The following is a 26,131-nucleotide window of genomic DNA, read 5'->3' on the forward strand; positions in this document are numbered from 1 at the left end:
GGCTCTGTCTCCCGACCTGAGAAAAGCGATACAGGAGTTCAAAATGAGAAAAATTCTTCTGACCACTCTGGCTCTGGGAAGCGTTCTTGCGCTTGCGGGATGCAATACCCCGCAGGACCGGGCCGTCGGCGGCGCCCTGATCGGCGGCGCCGCGGGCACGGCCATCGGCGCGGCAGCATCGCACAAGGCGGGCGGCGCCATCGCCGGCGGCGTTATCGGCGCGGCGACGGGCGCCATCATCGGCGGCGCAACAGCCCCGCAGCCGCAGCCGCGCTGCGCCCGCTGGGGTTATGATTATTACGGCAATTCCGTCTGCCTGCAATATTACAACTATTGAGACGTGACGCTTAAACCCGACACGAAACTGGCTGACGCGTGCCTGCCTTCGCCCAATTTCGGCGAGCGCAAGGCGCGCGTCGACACGCTGGTGCTGCATTACACGGGCATGGAAACGGACGAGGCCGCGCTGGCGCGTCTCACCGATCCGGCAGCCGAGGTCTCCTGCCATTATCTGATCCGCGAAAACGGCCATGTCACGCAGCTCGTCAGCGAGGCGCACCGGGCCTGGCACGCGGGCAAGAGCTTCTGGCGCGGCGTCACGGATATCAATTCGTCGTCCATCGGGATCGAACTTGTCAGCCCCGGCCACGGCCCTGATGCGCCCAGCTTCGCGCAGGCTCAGATCGAGGCCTGCAAGGCGCTCTGCCTTGACATTCTCGGCCGCCACGCCATTGCGCCCAGCCAGATCCTCGCCCATTCGGATATAGCGCCGGGACGAAAGCTTGACCCGGGCGAGAACTTCCCCTGGCAGGACTTTCACGAGGCTGGCATCGGCCATTGGACGATGCCCGAGCCGGTCACTTCAGGGCGCTTCTTCAGCCGCGGCGATGCCGGCCGGCCTATTGAGGCGCTGCAGACCCTGTTCGCCGATTACGGCTATGGTCTGGAGATCAACGGGCGGTTTGACGCGCCGACGCAGGCCGTGGTCGCCGCGTTCCAGCGCCATTTCCGGCCCGCCCGCGTCGATGGCGTGGCTGACGCCTCCACCATCACCACGCTGCACCGGCTTGCGGCCGGGCTTGTCTGATCAGGCGGCGATGCGCAGCGACCCGGGCCGCAGGCCCAGCAGGTGGCAGATCGCATAGACAAGGTCGGCCCGGTTCATCGTATAGAAATGGAATTCCTCCACGCCGCGGTCAACCAGATCGATCACCTGCTCCGCCGCCACCGCAGCGGCGATGAGGCGGCGCGTCGCCGGATCGTCGTCCAGCCCCTCGAAGCGGTCGGCCAGCCATTGCGGCACCGAAGCCCCGGTCTTGCGGGCAAAATTGGCCGTCTGCCGGAAATTCTGCACCGGCACGATGCCCGGAATGATCGGAATATTGATGCCGCGCGCCCGCACTTTATCGAGATAGCGGAAATAGAGCTCGTTCTCGAAAAAAAACTGGGTGATGGCCATGTCCGCGCCCGCATCGACCTTGGCCTTCAGCACATCGATATCGGCCTCCAGCGTGGAGCTTTCGGGGTGCTTTTCCGGATAGGCCGAAACCGCGACCTGAAAATCGCCGATCCGCTTGATCCCGGCCACGAGTTCCGCGGTGCTCTGATAGCCGCCCGGATGCGGCTCATAGCGCGAGCCGACTCCGCCCGGCGGATCGCCGCGCAGGGCCACGATCTTGCGCACGCCCGCGGCCCAGAAATCACGGATGATGGCGTCGACTTCCTCACGCGGCGCGCCGACGCAGGTCAGATGCGCCGCAGGCAGGACCGCCGTCTCCCGCGCCAGACGCGCCACCATGGCATGCGTGCGCTCGCGCGTGGAGCCGCCTGCGCCATAGGTCACCGAGACAAATTGCGGCGCATAGGGAATGAGGCGATGAATCGCTTCCCAGAGCGCCGGCTCGGCATCCTCCGTCTTGGCCGGGAAAAACTCGAACGAAACCCTGATGCGGCCATTGGAAGACCGGCTCGGGCGCAACTGAAATGCCGACATCACGCCACCTCCCTTTCCTGCACGGGAACATCCGAAACAATGCGCGGGTCACGGCCCGCCCAGATGGAGACTGTCAGGTGGCCCTGACGCCGGGCTGGAACGAGATCCTGATGACGGGTGAAATCGAGACCCGCATCGCGCATGAAGCCCGCAATCTCCTCGCGCGCGAAGCCAAGACGACGATGCGCATGGTCCTTGCGCAGGAATTCTTCCTCATGCGGGGCGAAATCGACCACGATCAGCCGCCCGCCAGCCTTGAGCGTACGCGCCGCCTCGCGCACGGCCCGCGCCGGATCATCGAGATAGTGCAGCACCTGATGCACGATCACGAGATCATAGCCATCGCGCTCGACCGGCAGGGAATAGAGATCGCCCTGCAGCAGTTGCACATTGCGCAGACCGGCGCGCTCGAGATTGACACGCGCCACAGAAAGCATGGCCGGAGATTGGTCAACCCCAACAACACGGCCCGCGAAGGGCGCGAGCAGTTCGATCATCCGGCCCGTTCCGGTGCCAAGATCGAGCACAGATTGAAACGGCCCCTCGCCGATAATGTGCAGCAGGGCTGTCTCGACCTCGCCTTCCGGCACGTGCAGGCGGCGTAACTCGTCCCAGTCGGCGGCATGGGCGGCAAAATAGGCCTCGGCCTGCTCGGCCCGCGCGCGGCGCACATCGGCAAGGCGCGCATGGTCGCCGGCCAGGACGAGATCTCGCGGGTTCAGGCGGGCAAGAACATCATGCGCCAGCCGCGCGCCGACGCCGCGCTCGCACAGGCGGAAAAAGGCCCATGCGCCTTCGCGGTGGCGCTCGATCAGCCCCGCGTCAAACAATAATTTCAGGTGGCGGGACACACGCGGCTGCGACTGGCCCAGAATGGTGACCAGTTCGCTCACCGTCAGTTCCGCCTCGGCCAGCAGATGCAGCAGGCGCAGGCGCGTCACCTCGCCCGCCGCTTCCAGCGCGGCCAAGACCTGATCCGTGGACCCTAAAAGTTGCGATGCCATTGCAAAACCTCAAAACGATATAAAGATATGTTTATATCAATTATCGGTCTCGTGCAAGGCAGTTATGCCGCTATCAGAAAATAAGATCGAATAAGTTCGCACAGGCAAAAACAGCGGGGCCGAGCTCCCCGCCCGGAAGGCCGGGCCGCCCGCTGCACGGTTTCAGCCGGTTTTCTTGCGTCCCGGCACCATGACGACCGCCTCGCCGTCCAGAACCACTTTTCCATCGACAGAGCACTCGCAATACAGCTTGCAGCGCCGCCCCTCGGGCGCAAGCTCCACCACCTCGACACGGATAGTCACAACGTCGCCGATTTTCACCGGCCCCCTGAAATTAAGCGTCTGCGACAGATAGACCGCCCCCGGCCCCGGCAGGCGCATGCCGAGCACCGCCGAAATCAGGCTTGCCGTATAAAGCCCATGGGCGATTCGCTCGCCAAAGCGCGTCTTGCGGGCAAAATGGTCGGAAAGATGGATGGGATTGTGATCGCCCGAAAGATTGGCAAAACCAACCACGTCGTCGGCCATCACCGTCTTCATGAGACTCTCGGACATGCCGAGCGACAATTCATCAAAATAATAGCTTTTGAAATCCGGAACCATGTCAAACGCCCCTCTGGAAGGAGCAGCATCGCCCAGATCATGCTGCGCCGCAACAGGCCCGGCTCTCAGCCCTTGGTCGGATCACCAGCGCAAGGCATCCATCAGCGCGATGGGCCTGTGCGGCGTCTGCTCCAGAAAGGCCAGCGCCTTTTCGACATCAATCCGCCCCGTATCGCCATGCATCTCATCCCGGTGAATGCCGCCGGTGATCATCAGCACGTCAATATCCTGCCGCACGGCGCCCAGCACATCCGTGCGCAGGGCATCGCCAATGGCCAGCACCCGCGATCTGGGCGAGGGCGCGCCACGCGCCGTCTCGGCCAGACGCAGCGCCTCGCGGTAGATCGGCTCATAGGGTTTGCCGGAATAGGTGGTCTCCCCGCCAAGCGCGATATAGCGCTCGCCCAGCGCACCCGCGCAATAATAGAGTTCATGGCCGACATGCACGATAATGTCGGGATTGGCGCAGATCATCGGCAGCCCGCGCGCACGCATCTGCGCCAGCATGGCCTCAACCGGCTCCGGCAGCGGCCTGTCGGCATAATCATCGGGCGCGGGATCATCATTAGTGAGCCCCGTGCACAGCACATAAGCGGCCTCGTCAAGGCCGGTGACGGGCGGCATCACCGGCACGCGGCGGCGCAATTCCTCAAGCAGGGCGAGATCGCGCTTCGGGCCGATATGATACAGCGGCTGCGTGCCCTTCTCGGCCATCAGCGCCAGCGCCACATCGCCGGATGTGACAACGGCGTCAAAGGCGGAGCGCGGCACGCCAAGTTGCTCCAGCTGCTTGTGAACGGGGCCGCTGGGGCGCGGCGCATTCGTGATCAGAACAACCGTACCGCCGCCGGCGCGAAAGGTTTCCAGCGCAGCGCAGGCCGGGCCATAGGCGCCGACACCATTATGCACCACACCCCATATATCGCTCAGAATGACATCATAGCGGGCGGCGATCGGCGCAAGGCCATCGAGAACAAAATCCTTCATGCTGCGGAGATAGTCACGTCTGCGCGAGCGGTCAAGTCTGGCCTTGCCAAAGCTGCGCCGTCCCCTAATTTTAGGAAATTGCCCACAATGGAGGATTCAATGCCCGCCTATACGATCAAGCCCCTCGTCACCGCCGTCGCCAACAGCACCGGCGGACGTAACGGCCATTCCGAAACCACGGATCATTCGGTCAGCGTCAACCTTTCGGTGCGCAAGGAAATGGGCGGGCCGGGCCTGCCCAACACCACGACACCGGAACATCTGTTTGCCGCAGGCTATGCCGCCTGCTTTGGCGGCGCGCTGGAATTTGTCGCCAGCCAGCACAAGAAGGACGCGTCCGGCGCTGTGACGACCTGCTCGGCTTCCGTCGGCCCGCGCGAGGGCGGCGGCTTCGGCATCGCCGTGAAAATGCATGTGAAGGCGCCCAACCTCTCGCAGGCGGATGCCGAGGCGCTGGTCAGTGAAACACACGAAAAAATCTGCCCCTACAGCCACGCCACCCGCGGCAATATTGATTTTGAACTGACGGTTGAAGGGAAGTAAGCGGCTTGAGGTGAACGAACGTGGATACGCGGGCCAAGCCCGCGTATGACGCGTTTCATTCTGCATATTATCGCTTAAGCTCGTCATGGCCGGACTTGATCCGGCCATCCACTCGATATGAATAGGCAATTTTTAAACCATCATCGTGGATGCACGGCGCAAGCCTGCCTGTCCCGCATGATGCACAACCCAAATTCATTATTTCGATCAAAATTTTGACTGGAATTCCCACCCGGAGCACCTTACTTCGCGCCGCATTCCTGCTATGCTCCTGACCAATCAGTCAACTTGGGAGTTCTGCATGTCCAAATCCGCTGCCGTTCCGAACGATCTTGACGCCTTCTGGCTGCCCTTTACCGCCAATCGCGCCTTCAAGAAAAACCCGCGCATGATCGCGCGCGCGAAGGACATGCATTATTACACCCCGGACAACAAGGCCATTCTCGACGGCACCGCCGGCCTCTGGTGCTCGAATGCCGGCCACACGCGCGATTCCATCGTCGATGCCATACAGAAACAGGCCGCCGATCTCGATTTCGCGCCCTCGTTTCAGTTCGGTCATCCGATGGCCTTCGAGACCGCATCGCGCATCGCGGCGCTGGCCCCCGGCGACCTCGACCACGTGTTTTTCGCCAATTCCGGCTCGGAAGCCGTGGATACTGCACTGAAAATTGCCATTGCCTATCACAATGTCAACGGCAACGGCTCCCGCACCCGCCTCATCGGCCGTGTGCGCGGCTATCATGGCGTTGGCTTCGGCGGCATTTCGGTGGGCGGCATCGTCCCCAACCGCAAGTTCTTCGGCTCTCTCCTCACCGGCGTCGACCACCTGCCCCACACCTACAACCGCGCCGAACAGGCCTTCACCAAGGGCGAACCGGAATGGGGCGCGCATCTGGCCGATGAACTCGAAAACATTGTCGGCCTGCACGATGCCTCGACCATCGCCGCTGTCATTGTCGAGCCGATGGCCGGTTCCACCGGCGTGCTGCCGCCGCCCAAGGGGTATCTCAAGCGCCTGCGTCAGATTTGCGACAAATATGGCATTCTGCTGATTTTCGACGAGGTGATCTCGGGCTTTGGCCGGCTTGGCCATGCTTTTGCCGCCGAGCGCTACGGCGTCATTCCGGATTTCATCACGTTCGCCAAGGGCGTGACCTCAGGCACGGTGCCGATGGGCGGCGTCATTGCACGCAAGGGCATTTACGATGCCTTCATGAAGGGGCCGGATCATGTCATCGAACTGTTCCACGGCTACACCTATTCGGCGCATCCGCTGGCCTGCGCCGCCGCGCTGGCCTCGCTCGACATCTACCGCGACGAAAAATTGTTCGAGCGCGCCCGCAAGCTCGAGGACAAATGGGCCGATGCCATGATGAGCATGAAGGGCCTGCCCAATGTGCTGGACATCCGCACGCTGGGGCTGGTGGCCGGCATCGATCTCGCCTCGATCCCGGACGGCGTGGGCAAGCGGGCCTTTGCCGCGCTGGATCACGCCTTCCACAAGGAAGGCATCATGATCCGCACCACCGGCGACACCATCGCCCTCACGCCGCCGCTGATCATCTCCGAAAACCAGATCGACGAGATCGTCACCAAGGTGAGCAACACGATCAGGGCCGTGGCCTGAGATTGGCGGGGCTGAGATATCGCCTGAATGCCCCTCACCCTAACCCTCTCCCCGCAAGCGGGGAGAGAAGAGTTTGTGTTTATGCTGTCCCTCGCCCTACGGAAGAATGAAAGGATAAGGGATTGTCATGCACTTAAATACGCTGGCATGGCGAACTTCTTCGTCATTGCGAGCGTAACGAAGCAATCCAGCCGCCAGCATGTATGGATGTCATCTCTCATGCGCGCCCGAATGCCCCTCACCCTAACCCTCTCCCCGCAAGCTGGGAGAGGGAATATCCGGCAAAAATGACATTTTGCGCGCTGCACGTCCCTTCGCCCTCGGGGGCAGGAACAGGATAGTGGCCAGCAAAGCTTCCACATGAAAAAGCGTGAAAAGACCGCGGTTTAACCCGCCTTGGGCGGGCGCACCTTTCGCGCGGCTTTCATCACCAGCGGCTCGAACCCTTCACCGCCGGCTGCGGCCAGTTGCAGAAATTCCCGGCGCATGCGCGGATCCCAGAATTTATTTATGTGATTGGCAAGGCCATCTATGGCTTCCGTCTCCGGAAACGAGCGAAAATATGTGGCCATCTGATTGGCCATCTTGACCAGCCTGTTGTCACCCTCATGCATTTTCCATATCCCCGATGAATGACTGTCCCTGAAAAACCAGCGCGGAATCGGCCCGCGCCACGGCGACAAGCGCCATATCATGTGCTTTGGCGCGCGCCACCGCCAGCGATGTCGGCGCGGAAACCGAAACCAGCCCCCGCGCACCGAAACGCGCCGCCTTCTCCACCATCTCAAACGAGCAGCGGCTGGTGATGACAACGAAGCCATCCTGCGCCGCGCGCCCCTGCCGCAGCAAGGCGCCGATCAGCTTATCCAGCGCGTTATGCCGGCCCACATCCTCGCGCACCGCCAGAATATTGCCGTCAGCATCGCAGAATGCCGCACCATGCACGGCGCGCGTCGCGGCGTTGAGCGGCTGGCTGCCCTCCAGCTGCTGCAGCGCGCGCCGGACAGCCTGCGGCGCCAGATGAAACGCGCCCGAATGCGGCATCACGGCCTGCGGCAGCGCGTTCAGGTCCTCGATACCGCACAAGCCGCAACCTGTCCGTCCGGCCAGAGCCCGCTTGCGCGCCATATGCTGCTGCAGTTTCTCCGCCCGCAGCCTGATCTCAAGCCGCAAGCCAAGTTCTTCTTCCGCAACGGCGACATCCATAATATCGGCAGGCGTATCGATCACGCCTTCCGTGAAACTGAATCCATAGGCAAAATCAACGAGATCGGCCGGGCTGGCCATCATCACGGCAAAGGGAAGCGGCGCATAGATAACGTTAACCGGCGTCTCCACGGCAAGCTCGCGGGTCTTTTCTTCCCCAAGCCGGACATAATCCAGCGTGTAGGCATGCATGGGCAGACTGGATTTCATGTCACTCATGGTCAAAGCCGGAGCAGCGGCGCTCGCGCGCCGCTGCCGCCATCCTATTCTGCCGCAATCGTATGGCCGGCAATCTGGCGCATGGCCTCGCGCTCGGCCAGTTCCTGCTCCTGCCAGTCCGAGATGCGGTTGGTGCGCCGCACCTCAACTGCCGTAACCTTGTATTCGGGACAGTTCGTCGCCCAGTCCGAATTATCTGTGGTCACGACATTGGCGCCGGAATTGGCATGATGGAATGTCGTATAGACCACGCCCGGCTGCATACGCTCCGAGATCATCGCGCGCAGCGCCGTATCTCCGGCGCGCGAGGCCAGTGAGACAAGATCGCCGTCCTTGATGCCGCGCTGTTCGGCGTCGAAGGGGTGAATCTCCAGCACGTCTTCCGGATGCCAGGTGGAATTGGCGGTGCGCCGCGTCTGCGCGCCGACATTATATTGCGAGAGAATGCGCCCGGTGGTGAGCAGCAGCGGGAAACGCGGCCCGGTACGCTCGTCCGTGGGCACGAATTCGGTCAGCATGAACCGCCCCTTGCCGCGCACGAAATGGTCGACATGCATCAGCGGCGTGCCCTCGGGAGCCTGCGCATTGCAGGGCCATTGCACGGAGCCAGCTTCATCGAGCTTCTTGAAGGAAACGCCCTGGAAGGTTGGGGTAAGTGCAGCGATTTCATCCATGATTTCAGAGGGATGATTGTAATGCATCTCATAACCCATGGCTTTGGCGAAGGCCAGCGTCACTTCCCAGTCGCCCATGCCGGATTTGGGCTGCATCACCTTGCGTACGCGGTTGATGCGCCGCTCGGCATTGGTAAATGTGCCGTCCTTTTCCAGGAATGAGGAACCGGGGAAGAACACATGGGCATATTTCGCCGTCTCGCACAGGAACAGATCCTGCACGATGACGCATTCCATGGCCTCCAGCCCTGCCGTCACGTGTTTGGTGTTCGGATCGGACTGGACGATGTCCTCGCCCTGCACGTAAAGCCCCTTGAATGTGCCGGCAATGGCTTCGTCAAACATGTTGGGAATGCGCAGGCCCGGCTCGTCGGAGATGGTCACGCCCCAGAGATGCTGGAACATGTCGCGCGTCGCCTCATCCGAGACATGCCGGTAGCCGGAAAGCTCGTGCGGGAAGGAGCCCATGTCGCAGGAGCCCTGCACATTGTTCTGGCCGCGCAGCGGGTTCACGCCCACGCCCTCACGGCCGATGTTGCCCGTGGCCATGGCGAGATTGGCCATGCCCATCACCATTGTCGAGCCCTGGCTGTGTTCGGTCACGCCGAGGCCGTAATAAATGGCCGCATTGCCGCCCGTCGCATAGAGCCTTGCGGCGGCGCGCACATCAGCAGCCGGAACGCCGGTATGCGCTTCCGTCGCCTCCGGCGCATTTTCCTCGCGGGCTATGAAGCGCGCCCAGAGCTCGAAGGCATCGAGATCGCAGCGCTCCCGCACAAAAGCCTCGTTCACCAGTCCTTCGGTGACAACCACATGCGCCAGCGCGTTGATCAGCGCGACATTCGTGCCGGGCAGCAGCGGCAGATGGTAATCCGCCTTGATATGCGGTGATTTCACAAGATCGATGCGGCGCGGATCGGCCACGATCAACTTTGCACCGGCGCGCAGGCGCCGCTTCATGCGCGAGGCAAAAACCGGATGTCCGTCGGTGGGGTTGGCGCCGATAACCATGATGACATCAGCTTTTTCCACCGATTTGAAATCCTGCGTGCCCGCCGACGTGCCGAAAGTCTGGTTAAGGCCGTAGCCGGTCGGCGAATGGCAGACGCGGGCGCAGGTATCGACATTGTTATTGCCAAAACCAGCGCGGATCAGCTTCTGCATCACGAAGACTTCTTCGTTGGTGCAGCGCGACGAGGTGATGCCGCCGACGGAATCCCGGCCATATTTTGCCTGAATGCGCTTGAATTCCGAAGCGGCATGGCTGATAGCCTCATCCCAGCTCACTTCTTTCCACGGATCGGTGATTTTGGCGCGGATCATCGGCTTGGTGATGCGGTCCTTGTGGGTGGCATAGCCATAGGCGAAGCGGCCCTTGACGCAGGAGTGGCCCTCATTGGCCTTGCCGTCCTTGTAGGGCAGCATGCGCACGATACGCTCGCCCTGCATTTCCGCCTTGAACGAACAGCCGACGCCGCAATAAGCGCAGGTGGTGACGGTTGAATGTTCCGGCTGGCCGAATTCGATAATGCTCTTTTCGGTGAGCGTTGCGGTTGGGCAGGCCTGCACGCAGGCGCCGCAGGACACGCATTCGGACGACAGGAAGTCGACGCCGCCCGCCGAAACGCGGCTGTCGAAGCCACGGCCTGAAATGGTGAGCGCGAAAGTGCCCTGTACTTCCTCGCAGGCGCGCACGCAGCGATTGCAGACAATGCACTTGCTTGCGTCATAGGTGAAATAGGGGTTGCTTTCATCCTTTTCGCAATCAAGATGATTTTCGCCCTGCATGCCATAACGCACATCGCGCAGGCCAACGGCACCCGCCATGTCCTGCAATTCGCAATCGCCATTCGCGGCGCAGGTCAGGCAGTCGAGCGGGTGATCGGAAATATAAAGCTCCATCACGCCCTTGCGCAGCTTTGCGAGGCGTTCGTTCTGCGTGTGCACCACCATGCCGTTCTCGGCCGGCGTGGTGCAGGAGGCCGGCGTGCCGCGGCGTCCCTCGATTTCAACCAGACACATGCGGCAGGACCCAAACGGCTCCAGCATGTCGGTGGCGCAAAGTTTCGGAATGGCGGTGCCCATCTGCATTGCCGCAGCCATGACGGACGTTCCCTCCGGCACAGTGACGGATACGCCGTCGATAAGCAGCGTGACCGTCTTTTCGGCGACACGGATCGGCGTGCCGTAATCGAGTTCCTTGATGAGCGCCATCTTCGTCTCCTGAACCTTACCTCAATAACCCGGGCAATGATGTAACCCTGCCCTTACGGTATTCCTTTGCCCCTCACCCCGCACTGTCCCCGTAATCGGGGAGAGGGAATTTAGGTCCCAACCCTCTCCCCGCCTGCGGGGAGAGGGTTGGGGTGAAGGGGCATTTTATTCCGCCGCCAGAGCCTTGCGTGGGGCGAAATCCTCGGGAAAATTGTTGAGCGCGCTCTCGACCGGCAAAGGCGTCAGGCCGCCCAGAGCGCACAGCGAAGCATCCGTCATCGTGGCGCAGAGATCGCGCAGCAAGGCCTCGTTTTTCGCGGGCTCGATCCCGGCGACAATCTTGTCGATGGTCTCGGCGCCGCGCGTCGAGCCGATACGGCAGGGCGTGCACTTACCACAACTCTCCTCGGCACAAAAATGCATCGCGAAACGCGCCTGCGCGGCGAGGTTCACCGTGTCGTCGAAGACAACCACGCCGCCGTGTCCCAGCATGCCCTTGGCTGCGAGCATGGCCTCATAATCCAGCGGCGTATCAAGTTGCTTCTCGCCGAAATAGGCCCCCAGCGGGCCGCCCACCTGCACCGCCTTGACCGGACGCCCGGACAACGTGCCGCCGCCGATATCGAAAATAAGCTGGCGCAGAGTTATGCCGAAAGCCAGTTCATACAAGCCGCCACGGCGGATATTGCCCGCGAGCTGCACCGGCAGGGTTCCGCGCGAACGGCCCATGCCGACATCGGCATAGGCTTTGGCGCCATGCGCGATGATCCACGGCACGGACGCCAGCGACATGACATTGTTGATCACCGTCGGCTTGTCGAAAAGCCCCCTGATGGCCGGCAGTGGCGGCTTGGCGCGCACCACCCCGCGCTTGCCCTCCAGGCTTTCCAGCAGCGAGGTTTCCTCGCCGCAGACATATGCCCCCGCGCCGACGCGCACCTCCATGTCGAAAGCCTTGCCGCTGCCCAGCAGCGAGGCCCCGAGCAATCCGGCATCACGCGCCGCCGCAATAGCCGCATTCATCGTGGATATGGCATGCGGATATTCGGAGCGGATATAGACATAGCCATAGGTTGCGCCCACCGCGACTCCGGCGATCGCCATGCCTTCTATCAGGCAGAAAGGATCGCCTTCCATCAGCATGCGGTCGGCAAAAGTTCCGGAATCGCCTTCATCGGCATTGCAGACGATATATTTCTGCTCGGCCTGCGCGCCCAGCACCGTGCGCCATTTGATGCCGGTTGGAAAGCCTGCGCCGCCGCGCCCCCGCAGCCCTGAGGCCGCCACTTCCTCAACAACGTCCCGTGGCGTCATTGCCAGCGCCTTGATCAGCCCTGCACCGCCGCCGTGAAGGCGATATTGCTCAACCGAAAGCGGATCCGTCAGGCCGACGCGGGCAAAGGTGAAGCGCTGCTGAATGCTGAACTGGGCCAGTTCCTCCACCTTGCCCAAGAATAAATCATGCTTGTTCCTGAAGCCGCTTTCAAACAGGCTTTTCACATCGGCAGGCCGCACCGGCCCATAGGCAAAACGGCCCTCTTCGGTTTCCACCTCGACCAGCGGCTCAAGCCAGAGCAGGCCGCGCGAACCGTTGCGCACCAACTCGACATCCATCTTTCGTGCCCTTGCCTCCTCGGCAACGGCAGCAGCAACGCGCTCTGCTCCGACGGACAGCGCCGCCGCATCTCTGGGGACGAAAATCTTCATCAGTGCACCCCGGCTCCGGCTTCACGTATCAATTGGTCCAGACGATCTTGATCAAGACGACCGATCAACTCGCCATCAAGCATCGCGGATGGTCCGAGCGCGCAATTGCCGAGGCAATAGACCGTTTCAATCGTAAGGTTGCCGCCCGCGTCGGTCTCGCCGAATTTGCGGCCCAGAGCCCCCTCGACATGATCGACGAGCGTCTCGACGCCCATGGCCTGACATGCTTCTGCCCTGCAGATCTTCAGCACATGCCGTCCCGCCGGCTTGCTGCGGAAATCGTGATAGAATGTCATCACGCCATGAACTTCCGCTTTGGAAACATTGAGAATACTGGCGATAAGCGGCAATGCCCGCGCATCGATGTAGCCAAACGCCTCCTGCAGGGCGTGGAGAATGGGCAGCATTGCGCCGGGACGATGCGCATGCTCTTCTATGATCGACAGGGCCTGACCTTCATCGAACGGTCGGCGACCCAGCTTGGCAGGGCCTGCTTTTGCTTGCAAACGTCGCTCTCCCCTTTTTATATTTGTTTATACTAATTTTAATTATGCGCTGTTTAAACGCATTTGCAAATCAAAACCCTTGTGAAGTTGATAGCATATTCCTATCAAGTCTCATCCCTGATCAGAACCTGCGCCGGTTGCGGCGGCTGCAAAAGCCGGCCAAGGTCAAGCGGTCTGGTCATGGCGAACAAGCTGCGCGCGAGCGGCGAAACGGGCTCGCGCTCCGAAATGACGAGACCCACGGTGCGCTGCACCTGCGGCTCCGTAAGCGCCAGCGCGCGCGTGCCCAGCGGCTGGCCGAAGAAATGCAGCAATTGCCGCGGCACGATCGAAGACCAGTGCCCGGAGGCAGCATGCGAACAGAGATTGAAGATCGAATTCGTCTCCATCGCGGGTTTCGGCGTCTTGCCGACAGACCGGAAGATGCCATCGACAATGCGACGGTTCTGCATATCCGGCGTCAGCAGGCATAACGGATGTTCCGCCGCATCCGACCAGCTTATATGGCTAATATGGGTATTTTCGGCATTGGCGCGGGTCAGGAAGAAATAATCCTCCGGGTAAATGGGCTTGGCCCGCATATGGCTCAGCGGCTCATTGTCAAGATAAGTGACACCCGCATCGATTTCATAATCGGCGATGCCTTTCTCGATGTCCTGACTATTGAGAGACAGCACGGTGATCGAGACTTTGGGATGGCGCTGATAAAAAGGGATGGTCAGAAGCGAAATGACGGGCAAGGCCGTCGGCACCACGCCCAGCCTCAGTCGGCCGGACAGGCCGCCGCCCATTTCATCGAGATTCTGCCGCATCATGGCGCATTCAGCCAGCACGCGCTTGGCATGTTCCAGCACCACCTGCCCCTGCGGGGTCAGGCCATTGAAGCGATAGCCGCGCTCGACAACGGGCACACCCATGTCTTCCTCAAGCTGGCGGATGGCTGCGGACAATGTCGGCTGCGACACGTTGCAGGCTTCCGCCGCGCGGCCAAAATGCTGCTCACGCGCCAGAGCGACAAGATAGGTGAAATGTTTGATCATCGCTTCTCCCCGGAAAGCTTTACCTAGGGCATATCAGAACATTGGCGAGAGCGGCAAAAATCAGCTAGATATGTTGACAAGCAAAAGACAATTTTGAACAAGTCACCGCGTTGAGAAAGAGAGAGCGTCCAGAATGGCAGGAAAATATTTCGGGACTGATGGCGTGCGCGGCAAGGCCAATTCCATCATCACACCGGATCTGGCGCTCAAAATCGGACAGGCGACCGGCCTCACCTTCCGGCGCGGCGATTACCGCCACCGCGTCGTTATCGGCAAGGACACGCGCCTCTCAGGCTATATGATTGAATATGCGCTGGTGGCCGGCTTCACCTCCGTTGGCATGGATGTGCTGCTGCTCGGCCCCGTGCCCACACCGGCAGTCGCCATGCTGACGCGCTCGATGCGCGCCGACCTTGGCGTGATGATCTCGGCCTCTCATAATGCCTACGAGGACAACGGCATCAAGATATTCGGCCCCGACGGGTTCAAGCTCACCGATGAAATCGAACAGGCGATCGAGGCCTTGCTCGATTCCGATCTCTCGCGCCGCCTCTCCGCCGCGCCGGATCTGGGACGCGCCAAGCGCATTGAATCGGTGCAGGCCCGCTATATCGAATTTGCCAAGCGGACCCTGCCGCGCAACCTCTCTCTGGAAGGATTGCGCATCGTGGTCGATGCCGCCAATGGCGCAGCCTATAAGGTGGCCGAGGAAACATTCTGGGAACTGGGCGCGGAAGTCTTTGCCATCGGCGTCTCGCCCAACGGCTTCAACATCAACCAGAATGTCGGCTCCACGGCGCCCGAAGCCCTCGCCCGCAAGGTCAAGGAATTGCGCGCCGATATCGGCATTGCGCTGGACGGCGACGCCGACCGGGTGCTGATCATCGATGAAAAGGGACAGGAAGTGAACGGCGACCAGCTCATGGCCGTTGTCGCCACAAGCTGGCACGAGGATGGCCTGCTCTCGAAGCCGGGCATTGTCGCGACCGTCATGTCCAACCTCGGATTGGAGCGTTATCTCGAAGGGCTGGGCCTGCACCTTGCGCGCACCGCCGTCGGCGACCGCTACGTTCTCGAATATATGCGCGAGCATGGCTATAATGTCGGCGGCGAGCAATCGGGCCATATCATCCTCTCGGATCATTCCACCACCGGCGACGGCATTGTCGCGGCCCTGCAATTGTTGGCCGTTGTCAAGAAGCAGGGCAAGCCGGTGAGCGAGGTCTGCCATCTGTTCGAGCCTTTGCCGCAGGTCTTGAAAAATGTACGCGGCAAGAACGGCGCCGATATCCTGCGCAAGAATGTCGCTGCCGCCATAGATGCCGGCAAGACCCGGCTCGGCGCCTCTGGCCGCCTGCTCATCCGCCCCTCCGGCACGGAAAAGATGGTGCGCGTTATGGGCGAGGGCGAGGATCTTACGCTTGTCAACGAGATCGTCGATAACATCTGCTCGGCATTGGCAACAGCCGAATAAAGCAACCCGTCCAGCATAATCAGAATTACTATAATTATAAAAAAGTAAAACCTGAAAATAAACGAGACAAAAACAATATATTAAACAACAAAACAAACCAGAATACTATCATGGTTAAGAGCGATTTAACAAATTTCTGAGATTTTAAATCGGCGTTATTGAATAATTTCGCCTGAGTTAAAGGATCAGACTATGTATCGCGTCAGAACGCTCGCTCTTGCCAGCCTTTACTTGATTATCGCTGCGTTTGCGGCAAAAGCCGCTGATCTGAACCTTCCGCCCCCGCCAACGCCCGCACCGGAGCATTCAACATCGGCCGAATGGGAGTCGGGTTGGTATCTGCGCGGCGATCTCGGCATTTCCAAAGATAGCCAGCCGCCCGTCAACGCCGACATGAGTTACAGCAACAATGCAGGCTCAAAATCGGCATGGGCCGGCCAGATCGGTTTCGGAAATCAGGTCAGTTCATGGCTTCGCCTCGACACCACGTTTGAACTTCCAAACAAAATGAATGCCAATGCCCAGACCGCTGCGACACCCTGCCAAACTGGCGCAGGGGCTCTGTACGACAGCGGCGGCAAAATAATCGGCTCCTCGCCGGTTTATGGCTCCTGCTATGGCGATCAGCATGCGAGCCTCACGCGGTGGAACCTGATGGCGAACGCCTACGCTGACCTGGGCAAATACGCGAATGTGACGCCCTATGTCGGCCTTGGGCTGGGCCTTTCTCATTCGACGCTGGCAGGCAATGTCGCCTATTATAATGCAGGCACAACGACGCCCTACAACGCGGCCTGGACAGACCCTTACACCGGCGCAGCCAAGACGCAGAACTGGGATAAGTCCTACCCCGCAAAAGCCACGACGCGACTGGCATGGGGATTGATGGGCGGCATATCCGTCGATGTCACCAACCATCTGAAAATGGACATCGGCGGCCGCTTTCTCAACGAAGGCCGCCTGAAATACACAGACAGCACCACCGGTAATGTGATCAGCAGATCCCTCATATCCAGACAATTGAAGCTGGGCATCCGCTATATGATTGATTGAACGGCGGCCTGTCAGCAGTAAACCAAGGCGGGTCTGTACCCGCCTTTTTTGCGGGCGCACGACAAAAGCGCTTGACCGCCGGGCGCACCTGCTATAGCCACATCAGCGGGACACTTCTCCCCAACGAGAAGCGCCCATCTGAAAGGATGGTTACATGACTGATATTATTTTGCCTGCTTCACGCCCGGCTTGCGCCAATTTCTCCTCTGGCCCATGCGCCAAGCGCCCGGGATATTCCCTCGAAAATCTGAAGAATGCGCCGCTTGGCCGCTCGCATCGCGCCAAGGTCGGCAAGGCCCGTCTTAAGGCCGCCATCGACAAAACGCGCGAAATTCTGAACGTTCCGGCTGACTACCGCATCGGCATCGTGCCCGCCTCGGATACGGGCGCGGTTGAAATGGCGCTCTGGAGCCTGCTGGGCCCGCGCCCCGTCGATATGGTGGCATGGGAAAGCTTCGGCTCCGAATGGGTGACCGACGTCATCAAGCAGCTCAGACTGCCCAACGCCCGCACGCTCAAAGCCGGATATGGCGAAATTGTCGATCTCTCGACCATCAATTTCGATCATGATGTCGTCTTCACCTGGAACGGCACAACCTCCGGCGTGCGTGTGCCAAACGCCGATTTCATCCCCGCCGACCGCGCGGGCCTGACCATCTGCGACGCGACATCCGCCGCCTTTGCGCAAAACCTCGACTTTGCCAAGCTCGACGTCGTCACCTTCTCCTGGCAGAAAGTGCTGGGCGGCGAGGCCGCGCACGGCATGCTGATCCTTGGCCCGCGCGCTGTCGAGCGCCTTGAATCCTACGCGCCGTCCTGGCCGCTGCCGAAAATCTTCCGCCTGACCAAGAACGGCAAGCTGATCGAAGGCATTTTTGAAGGCGAAACGATCAACACGCCGTCGATGCTTTGCGTCGAGGATTATATCGACGCGCTGGACTGGGCCGCCTCCGTCGGCGGCCTTGCCGGCCTCATCGCCCGGGCCGATGCCAATCTGGCCGCAATCGCCGATTGGGTCGCCAGAACGCCATGGGTGGATTTTCTGGCAAAAGACCCGGCCACCCGGTCCAATACCTCCGTCTGCCTGAAGGTGGTTGATCCCGCCATCACGTCGCTGGCGCCGGACGCGCAGGCCGCCTTCGCCAAGGCGCTGGCCGGCGCGCTGGAGAAAGAAAAGGTCGCCTACGATATCGGTGCTTACCGCGATGCGCCTCCCGGTCTTCGCATCTGGTGCGGCGCGACGGTCGAGACCGCCGACGTCAAGGCCCTGACCCATTGGCTGGACTGGTCTTTTGCCAAGGCCAAGGCTGAATTGGCTTAAATCTACAGCCCTCATCCCAACCTTCTCCCTTCAGGGAGAAGGAGCAGTTTGAGCTATCCCTCTCCCGCCGGGAGTGGGTCAGGGTGAGGGCAAACTTCGATCCCACACAAGGAAACCTCCCATGCCTCGCGTTCTCATATCCGACGCCCTCTCTCCCGCCGCCATCGCCATCTTCAAGGAGCGTGGCGTTGAAGTTGATTTCCAGCCCAATCTCGGCAAGGACAAGGACAAGCTTGCCGAAATCATCGGCAATTATGATGGTCTTGCCATTCGCTCCGCCACCAAGGTCACCGACAAGATTCTGGCCAACGCCACCAATCTGAAGGTGATTGGCCGCGCCGGTATCGGCGTCGACAATGTGGACATCCCCGCCGCCACCGCCAAGGGCGTCATTGTGATGAACACGCCATTTGGCAATTCTATCACCACAGCCGAACATGCCATCGCCATGATGTTTGCGCTGGCGCGCCAGATTCCGGCAGCCGATACATCGACTCAGGCCGGTAAATGGGAGAAGAACCGCTTCATGGGCGTCGAGTTGACCGGCAAGACGCTGGGCATCATCGGCTGCGGCAATATCGGCTCCATCGTCGCCGAACGCGCCATCGGCCTGAAAATGCGTGTCATCGCCTTCGACCCCTTCCTGAGCGTCGACCGTGCGCTTGATCTGGGTGTCGAGAAGGTCGAGCTTGACGATCTGCTTGCCCGCGCCGACATCATCACCCTGCACACGCCGATGACGGCACAAACGAAAAACATTCTCTCTGCGGAGAATATCGCCAAGACCAAAAAGGGCGTGCGCATCATCAATTGCGCCCGTGGCGGCCTTGTCGACGAAGTGGCGCTGCGCGCCGCGCTTGAGTCCGGCCATGTCGCCGGAGCCGCCTTCGACGTCTTCATCGAAGAACCGGCAACCGCCAATCCGCTGTTCGGGCATCCCAATGTCGTCTGCACCCCGCATCTGGGCGCGGCAACCACCGAAGCACAGGAAAATGTCGCTCTGCAGGTTGCCGAGCAGATGTCCGATTATCTGATGCGCGGCGCCATTTCAAATGCAGTGAACTTCCCGTCCATAACGGCGGAAGAAGCGCCCAAGCTCAAGCCGTTCATTGCTCTGGCCGAGAAACTCGGCTCTTTCGCGGGCCAGCTCACCGAGTCCGGGATCAAGAAGGTCATCATCACCTTTGAGGGCCATGTCACAGATCTCAAGACCAAGGCGCTCACGGCTGCGGCCATTGCGGGGCTGCTGCGTCCGCTGCTGTCCGATGTGAACGTGGTGTCCGCGCCGGTCGTGGCCAAAGACCGCGGCATCGTCATCGATGAAGTGACCCGCGCATCCGCCGGCGATTACGAATCGCTCATCACGCTCACCGTTGAAACCGACCGCCAGACGCGCTCTGTCTCGGGCACTGTGTTTGCCGACGGCAAGCCGCGCATCCTGATGATCAAGGGCATCAAGGTGGATGCCGAATTCGCGCCCTCGATGATCTACGTCACCAACGAGGACAAGCCCGGCTTCATCGGGCGTTTCGCCGGCCTTCTTGGTCAGGCGGGCGTCAATATCGCAACATTCGCACTTGGCCGCGACAAGGAAGGCGGCTCGGCCATTGCCCTTGTTGAGGTGGATGGCGACGTCCCCGCCGATGTGCTGGAGACGATCCAGCATATCCCCGGCGTCAAGCAGGCCAAATCGCTCAAGTTCTGAGCATTCGGCGCCCAATCAGACGCCGCCGCCCCTGCTGCGGTGTCTGAACAGCGCCACATCGGCGCAAGGAGCTGAGGGGCGGAAGGTCATATGCTCATGACCTTCCCCGCTCCGCCACAAATATACCCGCCAGAACAAGCACGAGCGCCAGCGCATGATAGAGGGCGAAACTCTCGCCCAGCATGACGATCGACATAAGCGCGCCCATCACCGGCAACAGATTGCCAAAAAGCCCGGCCCGCCCCGGCCCGATAAGCTCCACCCCGCGCATGAAGAAAATCTGCCCGACCAGCGAGGGAAATAGCGCGACATAAAACAAAACGCCGATGCCAAGCGGCGTCGGCCAGATGAAATCGCCCCAGGTGATGTCCCAGATGAACAGCGGCACCGATGTCGCGAAGGCCACCGCCGACATCACAGCAAAAAGCCCCATGGCGGAAATCCGGGGCCGGTTGCGCAGCGCAAGCGCATAGGCAGCATAGAATACCGAGGCGATCAGCATGAAAATATCGCCGATATTGAAGTGAAAGGCGGCGAGATTGGCAAGCTCGCCCTTGCTGGCCACCAGAACCACCCCTGCCAGCGTGACAGCAAGCCCTGCGATCTGCAGCGGCGAAAACCGCATATGCAGAAACAGAAACCCGCCCAGCATGGTGAATATAGGAAACGAACCCTGCAAAATGGCAATGTTGACGCCGTTGGTGTAGTGCGCAGCAACGTAAAACAGCGCATTAAAGGCCGTAAATCCCAGCAAGCCGCCAATGATCACCAGCGGCCAGTGCCCGCTGAGCGCGGCCAAATCGCGGCGGATTGTCTGCCTTTGCGTCATGGCCATTATGGCACTGACGATCAGCCAGCGTCCGGCCACAAGCGTCATCGGCGAAATCTGCCCGACGGCAAGACGCCCCGCCACGATATTGGCGCCCCACATTGTCATCGTCGCAAGCAGTACGAGCCAGCCTGTGGCATAAAATTTTTCAAACGTCGATTTGATCAGGATCAGCACATTTCTCTCCTGCCGCGCCGGGCGGAAACTGCCATAACACGAAAAATAGCAAGCTGTTTACGCAATAAATGCCAATCAGGCCTGCGCTTTGCGACAATACGCAGATTATGCCCCGGCTTTACAGCCGCGCCGTCATCCGTTAAACGTTCCCTGCAATAGCCTCGGCCTTGCGCCGGGGCTTTTTATTGAGACGCGAAGGCTGTTGGCATGGCAAATGTGGTTGTGGTTGGCGCCCAGTGGGGCGATGAGGGCAAAGGCAAGATCGTGGACTGGCTCTCGATCGAAGCCGATGTGGTGGTGCGCTTTCAGGGCGGGCATAACGCCGGCCACACGCTTGTCATCGACGGCAAGGTCTACAAGCTCTCGCTTCTGCCCTCAGGCATCGTGCGTCCCGGCAAGTTGTCGGTGATCGGCAATGGCGTCGTCGTCGATCCGCACCATCTCGTCGCCGAAATCGCCAAGCTGCGCGAGCAAGGCGTCGAAGTGACGCCTAACACGCTCAAGCTGGCGGAAAACGCGCCGCTTATTCTCTCCCTGCACCGCGAGCTCGATGCCCATCGCGAAGGCGCCAGCACCGATGGCACCAAAATCGGCACGACCAAGCGCGGCATCGGCCCGGCCTATGAGGACAAGGTGGGCCGCCGGTCGATCCGCGTCATGGATCTCGCCGAACCCGATACTCTGGACGAAAAGATTGCCCGCCTGCTGGCGCATCATAATCCGCTGCGCCGCGGTCTCGGACTTCCCGAGATCAAGGCCGCCGACGTGCGTAACGAACTCATGTCCGTAGCGGGGGAAATCCTGCCCTATATGGATGCGACCTGGGATATTCTTGATAGCCTGCGCCGCGACGGCAAACGCATCCTGTTCGAGGGCGCTCAGGGCGCATTGCTTGATGTCGACCACGGCACTTATCCTTTCGTGACCTCGTCCAACACCACGGCTGGCTATGCCGCGACAGGGTCGGGCCTCGGCCCGCGCGCCATCGGTTATGTGCTTGGCATTGCCAAAGCCTATACCACACGCGTCGGCGGCGGCCCTTTCCCGACTGAGCTTCTCGATGAGACCGGCCGCCTCATTGGCGAGCGCGGACATGAATTCGGCACCGTGACAGGGCGCGCCCGCCGCTGCGGCTGGTTTGATGCCGTGCTCGTGCGCCAGACCGTAAAATCCTCCGGCATCGACGGTATTGCGCTGACCAAGCTCGATATTCTCGACGGCTTCCGGGAAATCAAGGTCTGCACCCATTACAGGCTCGACGGCCAGATCATCGACCGGCTGCCGGCATCGCAGGCCGCACAGGCCCGGGTGGAGCCCATTTACGAAACCATCGAGGGCTGGGAAGGCACGACGGCAAACGCCCGCTCCTGGGCAGACCTGCCGGCGCAGGCCATCAAATATGTCCGGCGCATCGAGGAATTGATCGGCGCGCCGATAGCCCTGTTGTCGACAAGCCCCGAGCGCGAGGATACTATTCTGGTTCACAATCCTTTCCAGGATTGATTCCACCCCATCGCAAGGAACGCGCTGACCGCAGATGGCTGATTATCATCAATTGATCTCGCGCGCTGTCGCCAACCTGCCGCAAAATGCGCCCGAGTCACGCCGCGCCATTTACAACAGGGCGCGTGGCGCGCTGACGAAACAATTGCGCTCGATGCAGCCGCCCGTGCCGGAAGCGGATATCGAGCGCGAGAGTCAGGCGCTTGAGGATGCGATTGCCCGCGTCGAAAGGACGCTGGCGCCTGAAGTCGTTGCCGCGCCTGAAGTCATCTCCCCGCCGCAACCTGCTCCGCCGCCCGAACCAACCGCCGCGCCCGTCCCGCCGCGCGAAATACCGCCTGCCCCGGTCAAGTCGCCACCGCCTCCCGCACCTGCCGCTCCCGAACCGCCGCCAGTACCCGTGACACCAGCGCCGCCATCGGAGCCGGTAACGGAGCCAGAGCGCAAGAGCGAGCCTGCGCCAGCTGGCCGGAAGAGCCGGACGTCCCGCAGCGAACTAGCCAGACCGGAAGCGCCCGGCAAAGAAAAAGCAGCCGAGATCCCCGGGCCGGTGATAAAGCCGCTGCCGGTGGCAGAGCCTGCGCCGTTCTCGCCGCCCAAGCCGATTGTCGTGACGCCGACGCTTGCAGCGCCGGAACCGCCGCCAGCATCAGAACCCGAAGCCCTCGCCCCTTTGCCGGATGTCAACGCCTTCGGATCCGACGAGGAGCAAAAGCCCGAGACGGGCGACATCGCCCCGAAGGATAACATCCGCCCCGTTGCGGCCATTGTGCAGCCGCGCGAGCGCTTCAATACACGCCTTTGGATCATGCTCGGCGCGGCCGTTGTCGTGGTTGGCGGCGTCGCGGGAACCGCTATCTGGCTCAAGCAGAATTCCGACGATCCGGCGCGCAAGCTCAAGATCAGCGGCGGCGCCTCCGATGGTGACACCAGCGGCAAGATCGCGCTGCGCGCCTCCGATGGCGCCGTTCCGCCTGTTACGAACATCACGCCGGCCAAGCCTGCTCAGGACGCGGCCGGCCAGTCTGTTCCCGTTGCGGCGCGGGCAGCGCTGCTCGTGGAAGCGCCGGAAGAGCCGTCCAAGGTCAAGACCTACATCGGCAATGTCATATGGACGACAACCATCAAACCCGGCGCCAGCGGGCCGGTAGCGACCATGCATGGCGAAATGAACGTACCCGACGCCGCCATGACCTTCTCGTTCGATCTGCAATCCAACGATGATGCCAGCCTTCCGGCGGCCTATGTCATGGATTTGCGCTTCAATCTCGGCCAGAACAGCAAGATTCCAGGCATCAAGGCCGTGGCCGTACCGGAAATGCGGCAGGAAGACGGGCCTCCGCCGCAATCGCTTCTTGGCAGCATTGTCGCGATCACGCCAACAGATTATCTGGTCGGCCTGACAAAACCCGAACCGGGTCAGACCAGCAATGTCGAACTGATGAACGAGCGCGGCTGGTTTGACATCCGGTTCATTCTTTCAGACGGGCGCGCAGCCAAGATCACCCTTGAGAAGGGCGTTGCGGGAGACAAGGCCCTCGCCCAGGTAACAAGCACACCCTCGCGCAAGTAATAATCCGGCAAGATCGTCTACGCGGGCTGCGCTTCGGCCACTCATCCTGAGCCACAGCTTCCGCCCCCATCCTGAGCCTGTCGAAGGACGAGGGGAGGAAGCAAAGCCTGTCGACGATGGGGACAGAGCTAATGCGATGCCGTGAGCAGAGGCGGCTGGCGCGGCGCTTCAATGCGCGCAAGGCCGCTTTTTACCGCAGCCTGCACCTTTTCAAAGGCGCGCACCTCAATCTGGCGCACGCGTTCGCGCGAAATGCCGAATTGCTCCGACAATTCTTCCAGCGTCACCGGATCGTCAACAAGGCGGCGCGCCTTGAAAATATGCCGTTCGCGCTCGTTGAGCACCATCAGGGCATCCTTGAGCGCATCGAGCCGGTTATTGCTCTCCTCGCGCTCCACCATCATGTTTTCCTGACTGGCGCTGTCGTCGACCAGCCAGTCCTGCCATTCGCCTTCTCCATCGACCCGTAAGGGCGCGTTGAGCGAGGCATCGCCGCTCAGGCGGCGGTTCATTTCCGTCACTTCCTGCTCGGGCACGCCGAGACGTGTGGAAATGGCCTTCAGTTGCTCGGGGTTGAGATCGCCCTCGTCCAGCGCGGAAATCTGGCTCTTGGCCTTGCGCAGGTTGAAGAACAGCCGCTTCTGATTGGCCGTGGTGCCCATTTTCACCAGCGACCAGGACCGCAGCACATATTCCTGAATAGAGGCTCTGATCCACCACATGGCATAGGTCGCCAGACGAAAGCCTTTCTCCGGCTCGAAGCGCTTCACAGCCTGCATGAGGCCGACATTGCCTTCCGAAATCACTTCGCCGATCGGCAGGCCGTAACCGCGATATCCCATGGCGATCTTGGCGACAAGCCGCAGATGCGAGGTCACAAGCTTCTGCGCTGCATCGCGATCGCCATGCTCGCGCCAGCTTTTGGCCAGCATATATTCTTCCTGCGGCTCCAGCATGGGGAAACGGCGAATTTCCGCCAGATATCTGGATAACCCACTCTCCGCCGAAATGACCGGCAGTGTCGCAGAACTCATCCTAACCTCCAGATGCGCAACGCATTGCGCTTGTATCATCCGCCGCTTTCACCAGGCTTGCCATGACAATTGACAAAATTTACATGGCAAAATGACGGCGCTTAAAATCGGCGGGCGCCTCTTTATGTCTTGCTTATTTGCAAAACAGATGCATATTTAATAGCATTTATCATGCGCAATAACAAACAAAATTGTTAGTTCAACTTATTACGGCCCGGCCAGAGGATCAGAAATGAACCCAACCACGTCCTGGGATGACTTTAGGCTGGTGAAAGCCATCGCCGACCACCAGTCGCTGGGCGGCGCAGCGGAAGCCCTCGGGCTCAACCATTCAACTGTGTTCCGCCGCCTTGGCGCATTGGAATCGATGCTCAAGACCCGCATTTTTGAGCGTTCCCGCAACGGCTACACGCCCACGGCGGCCGGAGAGCGCATGGTTGCTCTGGCGGCGCAGATGGCCGACCAGATCACCGGCTTCGAGTTGAAATGCGCCGGGCGGGACGTACAGCCTTCGGGCGATCTGCGCATCACCACCAACGACACCATGCTGGTGCATCTGCTGACGCCGATCTTTGCGGGCTTCATCCGCGCCTATCCCGAAATCCGCCTTGAGATCGTCGTCTCGAACCAGGCCCTTAATCTGTCCAAGCGCGATGCGGATATTGCCATCCGCGCCACGAAAAACCCGCCGGAAACCCTGATCGGGCGCAATATCACCTCCATTGCCTGGGCCGAATATGCCTCAGTGGAAATGGCCACGCAGGAATCGCCCATCAACCGCGAAACCGCGCGCTGGATCGGCTATGGCGATGCGCTCGCCAATATCTCCGCCATGCGGAGCGTTTATGACAAGATCAGCCCGGAAAGGCTGGTCTACAGGGTCAATACGGTGCTGGGCCTCGCCGAGGCCATAGCCGCCAATATAGGCATCGGCTACCTGCCCTGCTTCATCGGCGACCGCACGCCCGGCATCCGGCGCATCAGCGAACCTGTCCGCGAGATGGACGCCAGTCTCTGGCTGCTCACGCATCCCGATCTGCGCAATTCCGCCCGTATCCGCGCCTTCATGAATTATGCCGGCACCGAACTCAACAAGCAGAAAAAAATGATCGAGGGCAGCGTCGCCCCCGCCTGAA

At 60.8% G+C, this 26,131-nt stretch carries 23 protein-coding genes; 11 read left to right on the forward strand and 12 right to left on the reverse strand.

What is annotated here, in order from left to right; all coding sequences use genetic code 11:
• Positions 1 to 43 precede the first annotated feature (43 nt).
• Together AC0N03_RS11000 and AC0N03_RS11005 are read left to right on the forward strand one after the other, a co-directional pair.
• Positions 44 to 337: a hypothetical protein gene (locus tag AC0N03_RS11000; RefSeq protein ID WP_474288800.1), complete on the forward strand. Its 294-nt coding sequence runs from the start codon at positions 44 to 46 to the stop codon at positions 335 to 337.
• Between the two features lie 3 nt (positions 338 to 340).
• A complete protein-coding gene (locus AC0N03_RS11005) occupies positions 341 to 1,087 on the forward strand; it encodes an N-acetylmuramoyl-L-alanine amidase (RefSeq protein WP_474288801.1) in 747 nt (248 codons plus the stop codon).
• Here AC0N03_RS11005 and metF read toward each other — a convergent pair whose 3' ends face one another.
• From metF to AC0N03_RS11025, 4 genes are all read right to left on the reverse strand, one after another.
• Positions 1,088 to 1,993, reverse strand: a complete 906-nt coding sequence (gene metF / locus AC0N03_RS11010; RefSeq protein ID WP_474288803.1) for a methylenetetrahydrofolate reductase [NAD(P)H] — start codon at positions 1,991 to 1,993, stop codon at positions 1,088 to 1,090. It abuts the gene before it with no gap.
• A complete protein-coding gene (locus tag AC0N03_RS11015) occupies positions 1,993 to 2,997 on the reverse strand; it encodes an ArsR/SmtB family transcription factor (protein WP_474288804.1) in 1,005 nt (334 codons plus the stop codon). Before AC0N03_RS11015 ends, metF begins: the two co-directional genes overlap by 1 nt.
• Before the next feature lie 162 nt (positions 2,998 to 3,159).
• Positions 3,160 to 3,600, reverse strand: coding sequence for a MaoC family dehydratase (locus AC0N03_RS11020; protein ID WP_474288805.1), 441 nt, complete (start codon positions 3,598 to 3,600; stop codon positions 3,160 to 3,162).
• Between the two features lie 81 nt (positions 3,601 to 3,681).
• Positions 3,682 to 4,587: a TIGR01459 family HAD-type hydrolase gene (locus AC0N03_RS11025; protein ID WP_474288807.1), complete on the reverse strand. Its 906-nt coding sequence runs from the start codon at positions 4,585 to 4,587 to the stop codon at positions 3,682 to 3,684.
• Positions 4,588 to 4,686: 99 nt separating this feature from the next.
• On the opposite strand from AC0N03_RS11025, the gene AC0N03_RS11030 reads away from it, so the two are divergent.
• Both AC0N03_RS11030 and aptA read left to right on the forward strand, forming a co-directional pair.
• Positions 4,687 to 5,130, forward strand: coding sequence for an organic hydroperoxide resistance protein (locus AC0N03_RS11030; protein WP_474288808.1), 444 nt, complete (start codon positions 4,687 to 4,689; stop codon positions 5,128 to 5,130).
• Between the two features lie 301 nt (positions 5,131 to 5,431).
• On the forward strand, positions 5,432 to 6,760 hold the full coding sequence (gene aptA / locus AC0N03_RS11035) for an omega-aminotransferase AptA (protein ID WP_474288810.1): 1,329 nt from the start codon (positions 5,432 to 5,434) through the stop codon (positions 6,758 to 6,760).
• 386 nt (positions 6,761 to 7,146) lie between these two features.
• Here aptA and AC0N03_RS11040 read toward each other — a convergent pair whose 3' ends face one another.
• The 6 genes from AC0N03_RS11040 to AC0N03_RS11065 all read right to left on the reverse strand — a co-directional run bounded on the left by AC0N03_RS11040 (position 7,147) and on the right by AC0N03_RS11065 (position 14,326).
• A complete protein-coding gene (locus tag AC0N03_RS11040) occupies positions 7,147 to 7,374 on the reverse strand; it encodes a formate dehydrogenase subunit delta (RefSeq protein WP_474288811.1) in 228 nt (75 codons plus the stop codon).
• Positions 7,367 to 8,185, reverse strand: coding sequence for a formate dehydrogenase accessory sulfurtransferase FdhD (gene fdhD, locus AC0N03_RS11045; RefSeq protein ID WP_474288812.1), 819 nt, complete (start codon positions 8,183 to 8,185; stop codon positions 7,367 to 7,369). Before fdhD ends, AC0N03_RS11040 begins: the two co-directional genes overlap by 8 nt.
• Before the next feature lie 44 nt (positions 8,186 to 8,229).
• A complete protein-coding gene (fdhF, locus tag AC0N03_RS11050; protein ID WP_474288814.1) occupies positions 8,230 to 11,073 on the reverse strand; it encodes a formate dehydrogenase subunit alpha in 2,844 nt (947 codons plus the stop codon).
• 165 nt (positions 11,074 to 11,238) lie between these two features.
• Positions 11,239 to 12,780 (reverse strand): formate dehydrogenase beta subunit, encoded by a 1,542-nt coding sequence (locus AC0N03_RS11055; protein WP_474288815.1) that lies wholly within the window; start codon positions 12,778 to 12,780, stop codon positions 11,239 to 11,241.
• Complete coding sequence (locus tag AC0N03_RS11060) at positions 12,780 to 13,286, reverse strand: formate dehydrogenase subunit gamma (RefSeq protein ID WP_474288816.1); 507 nt, start codon at positions 13,284 to 13,286, stop codon at positions 12,780 to 12,782. The genes AC0N03_RS11055 and AC0N03_RS11060 overlap by 1 nt, the downstream gene beginning before the upstream one ends.
• Positions 13,287 to 13,390: 104 nt before the next feature.
• Complete coding sequence (locus tag AC0N03_RS11065) at positions 13,391 to 14,326, reverse strand: LysR family transcriptional regulator (RefSeq protein WP_474288817.1); 936 nt, start codon at positions 14,324 to 14,326, stop codon at positions 13,391 to 13,393.
• Positions 14,327 to 14,459: 133 nt separating this feature from the next.
• On the opposite strand from AC0N03_RS11065, the gene glmM reads away from it, so the two are divergent.
• The 4 genes from glmM (at position 14,460) to serA (ending at position 19,879) form a co-directional block, all read left to right on the forward strand.
• On the forward strand, positions 14,460 to 15,800 hold the full coding sequence (gene glmM, locus AC0N03_RS11070) for a phosphoglucosamine mutase (protein WP_474288818.1): 1,341 nt from the start codon (positions 14,460 to 14,462) through the stop codon (positions 15,798 to 15,800).
• 192 nt (positions 15,801 to 15,992) lie between these two features.
• Positions 15,993 to 16,853 carry an outer membrane protein gene (locus AC0N03_RS11075; RefSeq protein ID WP_474288819.1) on the forward strand — a complete coding sequence of 287 codons (861 nt, stop codon included), beginning with the start codon at positions 15,993 to 15,995 and terminating at the stop codon, positions 16,851 to 16,853.
• 154 nt (positions 16,854 to 17,007) lie between these two features.
• Positions 17,008 to 18,174, forward strand: coding sequence for a phosphoserine transaminase (locus tag AC0N03_RS11080; protein WP_474288820.1), 1,167 nt, complete (start codon positions 17,008 to 17,010; stop codon positions 18,172 to 18,174).
• 121 nt (positions 18,175 to 18,295) lie between these two features.
• Positions 18,296 to 19,879 carry a phosphoglycerate dehydrogenase gene (gene serA, locus AC0N03_RS11085; RefSeq protein ID WP_474288821.1) on the forward strand — a complete coding sequence of 528 codons (1,584 nt, stop codon included), beginning with the start codon at positions 18,296 to 18,298 and terminating at the stop codon, positions 19,877 to 19,879.
• Positions 19,880 to 19,973: 94 nt separating this feature from the next.
• On the opposite strand, the gene AC0N03_RS11090 is transcribed toward serA, so the two are convergent.
• Positions 19,974 to 20,885 carry a DMT family transporter gene (locus AC0N03_RS11090; protein ID WP_474288822.1) on the reverse strand — a complete coding sequence of 304 codons (912 nt, stop codon included), beginning with the start codon at positions 20,883 to 20,885 and terminating at the stop codon, positions 19,974 to 19,976.
• A 207-nt stretch (positions 20,886 to 21,092) separates the two neighbouring features.
• Here AC0N03_RS11090 and AC0N03_RS11095 point away from each other — a divergent pair, with 207 nt between their 5' ends.
• Entirely contained in the window at positions 21,093 to 22,388 is a 1,296-nt protein-coding gene (locus tag AC0N03_RS11095) for an adenylosuccinate synthase (RefSeq protein ID WP_474288823.1), read from the forward strand.
• Between the two features lie 34 nt (positions 22,389 to 22,422).
• A complete protein-coding gene (locus AC0N03_RS11100; protein WP_474288824.1) occupies positions 22,423 to 23,961 on the forward strand; it encodes a hypothetical protein in 1,539 nt (512 codons plus the stop codon).
• A gap of 128 nt (positions 23,962 to 24,089) precedes the next feature.
• Here the strand turns inward: AC0N03_RS11100 and rpoH are convergent, their stop codons facing one another.
• Entirely contained in the window at positions 24,090 to 24,995 is a 906-nt protein-coding gene (gene rpoH, locus AC0N03_RS11105) for an RNA polymerase sigma factor RpoH (protein WP_474288825.1), read from the reverse strand.
• Positions 24,996 to 25,227: 232 nt separating this feature from the next.
• On the opposite strand from rpoH, the gene AC0N03_RS11110 reads away from it, so the two are divergent.
• Positions 25,228 to 26,130, forward strand: coding sequence for a LysR family transcriptional regulator (locus AC0N03_RS11110; protein WP_474288826.1), 903 nt, complete (start codon positions 25,228 to 25,230; stop codon positions 26,128 to 26,130).
• Position 26,131 lies beyond the last annotated feature (1 nt).

This window comes from Methylocystis sp. sgz306128 (genome assembly GCF_056032725.1).